The 5,789-nt window shown below is 70.6% G+C and carries 6 protein-coding genes; all 6 read left to right on the forward strand.

Annotated features, from left to right (window positions below; genetic code table 11):
- Positions 1–497 (forward strand): branched-chain amino acid ABC transporter permease (locus tag AC1D2K_RS28465; RefSeq protein ID WP_478092956.1); only part of this gene is annotated, 497 nt, incomplete at its 5' end.
- Positions 494–1,297 (forward strand): ABC transporter ATP-binding protein, encoded by an 804-nt coding sequence (locus AC1D2K_RS28470; protein WP_478092958.1) that lies wholly within the window; start codon positions 494–496, stop codon positions 1,295–1,297. The genes AC1D2K_RS28465 and AC1D2K_RS28470, both read left to right, overlap by 4 nt.
- The gene (locus AC1D2K_RS28475; protein ID WP_478092960.1) at positions 1,294–2,028 is read left to right on the forward strand and encodes an ABC transporter ATP-binding protein; all 735 of its coding nucleotides are present in this window, start codon (positions 1,294–1,296) and stop codon (positions 2,026–2,028) included. The genes AC1D2K_RS28470 and AC1D2K_RS28475 overlap by 4 nt, the downstream gene beginning before the upstream one ends.
- 30 nt (positions 2,029–2,058) lie before the next feature.
- The gene (gene pncA / locus AC1D2K_RS28480; RefSeq protein WP_478092962.1) at positions 2,059–2,781 is read left to right on the forward strand and encodes a bifunctional nicotinamidase/pyrazinamidase; all 723 of its coding nucleotides are present in this window, start codon (positions 2,059–2,061) and stop codon (positions 2,779–2,781) included.
- A 14-nt stretch (positions 2,782–2,795) separates the two neighbouring features.
- The gene (locus tag AC1D2K_RS28485) at positions 2,796–3,275 is read left to right on the forward strand and encodes a (2Fe-2S)-binding protein (protein WP_478092964.1); all 480 of its coding nucleotides are present in this window, start codon (positions 2,796–2,798) and stop codon (positions 3,273–3,275) included.
- Positions 3,272–5,789: xanthine dehydrogenase family protein molybdopterin-binding subunit (locus AC1D2K_RS28490; RefSeq protein ID WP_478092967.1), on the forward strand; the 2,518-nt coding region annotated here is incomplete at its 3' end. The genes AC1D2K_RS28485 and AC1D2K_RS28490, both read left to right, overlap by 4 nt.

The following is a 5,789-nucleotide window of genomic DNA, read 5'->3' on the forward strand; positions in this document are numbered from 1 at the left end:
GGGTCACGCTGGCGCTGGTGGGGCTGGGCGTGCTTTGGCTGCGGCGCGTGCTGTTCTCGCCCTTCGGCTATGCGCTGCGCGMGGGCCGCGATTCGCAGCTGCGCGCCGATGCGATCGGCATCGACGTCAAGCGCATGCAATGGGTGGCCTTCGTGATCGCGGGCACCGCGGCCGGGTTGGCCGGGGCCCTGTACGCATTCTCGAAGGGCAGCATCTCGCCCGAATCGCTGAGCGTCGGCAAGTCGGTCGACGGCCTGGTGATGGTGCTGCTCGGCGGCATCCAGACCCTCGCGGGGCCGGTCGTCGGTGCGGTCACCTTCACCTGGCTGCACGACACGGTGGCGCGCAACACCGACTACTGGCGCGCCATGCTCGGCGGCATCATCTTGCTGCTGGTGCTGCTGTTCCCGCAAGGCATCGCGGGCTTCGCCAAGCAACTCTTCGACCGGCGCCGCCACGCGGCCGAAGCGGTCGATCTCAAGGAGGCCAAGGCATGAGCCTTCTGAAAGTGAACGAATTGGGCAAGTCCTTCGGCGGCGTCAAGGCGGTCGACGGCATCAGCTTCGAACTGGCGGCCGGCGAACTGCTGGCGCTGATCGGCCCGAACGGCGCCGGCAAGTCCACCACCTTCAACATGGTGAACGGGCAGCTCACGGCCGACCGCGGCTCGATCCTGCTCGACGGCCAGGAGCTGGTCGGGCGCAAGCCGCGCGAGATCTGGCGCCTGGGCGTGGGCCGTACCTTCCAGATCGCCGAGACCTTCGCCTCGCTGACGGTGGCTGAAAACGTGCAGATGGCCTTGCTGTCGCACGACCACAAGCTGTTCTCGACCTGGCGCCGCGCGTCCGACCACAAGCGCGACGAGGCCCTGGCGCTGCTCGAACAGGTCGGCATGAAGGCCCAGGCTGACCGGCCCTGCAGCGTGCTGGCCTACGGCGACGTCAAGCGGGTCGAGCTCGCGATCGCGATGGCCAACAGCCCGAAGCTGTTGCTGATGGACGAGCCCACCGCCGGCATGGCGCCCAAGGAACGCAATTCGCTGATGGCCCTGACCAAGCAACTCGTGATCGACCGCGGCATGGCGGTGCTCTTCACCGAACACAGCATGGACGTGGTGTTCGCCTATGCCGACCGCATGATCGTGCTGGCCCGCGGGCGCCTCATTGCGCAGGGCAAGCCGCTCGAGATCCGCGACCATCCGAAGGTGCAGGAGGTGTACTTCGGCAGCGGCAAGACGTTCGAGAAGATTGCAGAGAAGGCGGCTGCGGTGAACGCGGCGGTGGGAGAGCACGCATGAGTTCGCATGAAGTACTGCTTGAAGCCAAGGCCCTGTGCGCCTGGTACGGCGCCGCGCAGATCCTCTACGACGTCGACCTCGAAGTGCGGCGCGGCGAGGTGGTCGCGCTGATGGGCCGCAACGGCGCCGGCAAGTCGACCACGCTGAAGGCGCTGATCGGCATGCTGGCCAAGCGCCGCGGCGCGGTGCGCTTCCTCGGCCATGACATCTCGAAGAGCGAGCCGCACCTGGCGGCGCGCCTGGGCCTGGGCTTCGTGCCGGAGGATCGGCGCGTGTTCACCGACCTCAGCGTGATGGAGAACCTCGAAGTCGGCAAGCAGCCGGCACGCCGCTGGAACGACGGCACCGACGCCCCGCTGTGGACGCCGGAGCGCCTGTTCAAGCTGTTCCCGAATCTCGGCGAAATGCCGAACCGCCCGGGCGGCCGCATGAGCGGCGGCGAGCAGCAGATGCTGACCGTGGCGCGCACGCTGATGGGCAACCCCTACCTGGTGCTGCTCGACGAACCGTCCGAGGGCGTGGCGCCGGTGATCGTCGAACAGATGGCCAACATGATCCTGGAGCTCAAGGCACAGGGCGTGAGCATCCTGCTGTCGGAGCAGAACATGCACTTCGCCGAGCTGGTGTCCGACCGGGCCTACGTGCTCGAGAAGGGCCAGATCCGCTACCAGGCGTCGATGGCCGAACTGGCCGCCAACGACGAGGTGCGCCGCGCGTACCTGAGCGTCTAAATCATTTCTACAACCCGAGGAGCGACGACCATGCACACCACACGCAGAACCCTCTTGAAGTCGACCGCGGCTTTCGGCCTCGTCGCCGGCCTCGGCGTTTCGTCGCCGCTCTTCGCGGCCGCGAAGATCAAGCCCGCGGCCAATTCGGCGCTGATCGTGGTCGACGTGCAGAACTGCTTCATCGACGGCGGCACGCTGCCGGTCAAGGGCGGCGCCGAGGTGGTGCCGATCATCAACAAGCTGGCCGACGCCTTCGGGAACATCGTGGTCACGCAGGACTGGCACACGCCCGGCCACGCCTCGTTCGCCAGCACCCATGCGGGCAAGAAGCCCTTCGAGACCACCAAGCTCAGCTACGGCAACCAGGTGCTGTGGCCCGACCACTGCGTGCAGGGCACCGAGGACGCCGCGCTCAACAAGGACCTCAAGCTGCCGACCGCGCAGATCATCATCCGCAAGGGCTTCCACCAGGAAATGGACAGCTACTCCGCGTTCGAGGAGGCCGACCACAAGACCGCCACCGRCCTGGGCGGCTACCTGAAGGCGCGTGGCATCAAGACCGTGTTCGTGACCGGCCTGGCGACCGACTTCTGCGTCGCCTGGACCGCCCTGGATGCGCGCAAGGCCGGCTTCGAGGTCTACGTCATCGAGGACGCGACGCGCGCCATCGATCTCAACGGCTCGCTCGCGGCGGCCTGGAAGCAGATGGCGGCCAAGGGCGTGAAGCGCATCCAGTCTTCGGACATCGTCTGAAGCCTGCCGATCGAATGCCCGGGTTCGCACTGAAGGTCAACGGACGCCACGTCGAGCTCGCGGCGTCGCACGAGGCCTCGCTGCTGCATGTGCTGCGCAACGACCTCGGTCTCAACGGGCCGAAGTTCGGCTGCGGGCTCGGGCAGTGCGGCGCCTGCACCGTGTGGGTCGACGGCACGGCGGCGCGGGCCTGCGTGATTCCGGCCCATGGCGTCGCAGGCCGCGAGATCACCACGTTGGAAGGCCTCGGCACGCGTGAACACTGGCACCCCGTGCAGCAGGGCTTCGAGGACGCGCAGGCGGCGCAGTGCGGCTATTGCCTCAACGGCATGGTGATGCAGGCCGCGGCCTTGCTGGCGCGCGAGCCGAACCCGAGCGAGGCGCGCATCCGCAGCGAACTCTCCGGCAACCTGTGCCGTTGCGGCACGCACGTGGAGATCCTGGCCGCGGTGCAGCGCGCCGCGGCGCTGATCGCGAAGGGCACGGACACGTGACCCGGCGCGCCGACCTGCCCCGCACGCGCAGCGAATTCCTCCAGGCCGACGGCGTGCTCGTCGTCGTGCGCGAGACGCCGCCGGCCCCGCCGCCGGCCCCGGGCCAGCCGGCGCTGGTGTCGGGCCATCCGGCCGACGGACCGGAGGTGCTGCTCGCGCTCTGGGACGACGGCAGCGTCACCGCGCTCAACGGCCACGTCGACCTCGGCACCGGCATCCAGACCGCGCTGTCGCAGATCGTGGCGGAAGAACTCGACCTCTCGATGGCGCAGGTCTGCATGGTGCTGGGCGACACCGCGCGGACGCCGAACCAGGGCGCGACGATCGCCAGCGCCTCGATCCAGATCCATGCCGCGCCGCTGCGGCTGGCGGCCGCGCAGGCGCGGAGCTGGCTGGTGGCGCAGGCTGCCGAGCACTTCGGCGTCCAGCCGGCGCTGCTGGCGCTGCGCGGGGGGCGCGTCCATGCGGGCGACGACCCGGCCTTCAGCATCGGCATCGGCGAGCTGGTCGCGGGCGGGCGCACGGTGCTGCAGCTCGACCCGGCGGCGCGGCTGAAGGACCCGGCGGACTACCGCATCGTCGGCACCTCGCAGCCGCGCGTCGACATCCCGGCCAAGCTGGCGGGCGAGCTGGTGTTCGTGCACGACATGCGGGTGCCGGGCATGCTGCACGGCCGCGTGGTGCGCCCGCCCTATGCGGGCGCGGCCCACGGCGACTTCATCGGCAACACGCTCGAGTCGGTCGACGAGTCGTCGATCGCGCACATCCCCGGCATCCGCGCGGTGGTCGTGATCCGCGACTTCGTCGGCATCGTCGCCGAGCGCGAAGAGCATGCCGAGCAGGCGCTGCGCGAACTGCGCGTGCGCTGGAAGCCCTGGCCCGGGCTGCCCTCGCTCGACGACCTCGAAGGCGCGATCCGCGCCAATCCTTCGACCCAGCGCCTGCTGGTCGACGAAGGCGACATCGACACCGCGCTCGCGAACGCCGCGCAGTCGATGCCGCGCACCTACGTCTGGCCCTACCAGATGCATGCCTCGATCGGCCCGTCGTGCGCGCTCGCGCACTGGCAGCCGGGCGATGGGGTCGGTTCCGCCGCCGGGCCGCTCCCAAGGCGGAACGCGGCCCCCTCGGGGGGCAGCGACCCACACGGAGTGGGAGAGCGTGGGGGCGTCATGTTGCGCGTCTGGGCCGGCTCGCAGAACCCGCACGTGCTGCGCGCCGACCTGGCGCAGTTGATGGGCCTCGACGATCCGGCGGTCGACGTGGTGCGCATGGAGGCGGCCGGCTGCTATGGCCGCAACGGCGCCGACGACGTGGCGGCCGACGCGGCGCTGCTGGCGCGCGCGGCCGGCGCGCCGGTGCGGGTGCAGCTCACGCGCGAGCAGGAGCACCTGTGGGAGCCCAAGGGCGCCGCGCAGCTCATGCAGGTCCAGGGCGGGCTGGCGGCCGACGGCGGCGTCGCCGGCTACGACTTCGAGACCTCCTACCCCTCGAACGGCGCGCCCACGCTGGCGCTGCTGCTGACCCGCACCGTCGACCCGGTGGCGCAGGCCTACGAGATGGGCGACCGCACCGCGCGCCCGCCCTATGCCTACGCCAACCTGCGCGTGAAGGTCAACGACATGGCGCCGATCGTGCGCGCCTCGTGGCTGCGGGGCGTCTCGGCGCTGCCGAACTCGTTCGCGCACGAGTCCTATGTCGACGAACTGGCGACCGCCGCCGGCGTCGACCCGGTCGCGTTCCGGCTGCGCCACCTGGACGATCCGCGCGCCGCCGAACTGGTGCGCGAGACCGCGCAGAAGGCCGGCTGGCGCATGCGCACCGGCCCGCAGGAAGATGCCGACGGCGATCATCCTTCCCGGCGCGCCGACGCGCGCGTGGGCCCCGGCGGCGACATCCTCTTCGGCCAGGGCTTCGCCTATGCGCGCTACGTGCACAGCAAGTGGCCCGGCTTCGGCGCCGCCTGGTCGGCCTGGGTGGCCGACGTCGAGGTCAACCGCAAGACCGGCGAGGTGCATGTGCGCCGCGTCGTCGTCGGCCATGACGCCGGCCTGATGGTCAATCCGGCCGGCGTCGAGCACCAGATCCACGGCAACGTGGTGCAGATCACCAGCCGAGCGCTCAAGGAGCAGGTTCGCTTCGCGCCGCAATCCGAGCCCGAAGGCGGCGCGCTGCTGCCCGGCGTGCCGCCGTCGGGCGTGGTCGCCAGCCGCGAGTGGGGCAGCTACCCGATCATCAACTTCCGCGAAGTGCCGGTGATCGAGGTGATGCACCTGCAGCGGCCGGGCGAGCCGTCGCTGGGCGCGGGCGAGTCGGCGTCGGTGCCGGGCACGGCGGCGATCGCCAACGCCATCTTCGATGCGACCGGGGTGCGCTTCCGGGCACCGCCCTTCACGCCCGAGGTGGTGCGGGCGGCGCTGAATCCGCTGCCGCCGCCTGCGTCTCAGGGCGCCGCCGCCGCGGCAAGCCGGCCTGCGTTTCCGGCCTCGGTGCCGTGGCCGCGGCGCCGCGGCG

The organism is Variovorax sp. P1_H12_2 (assembly GCF_056405335.1).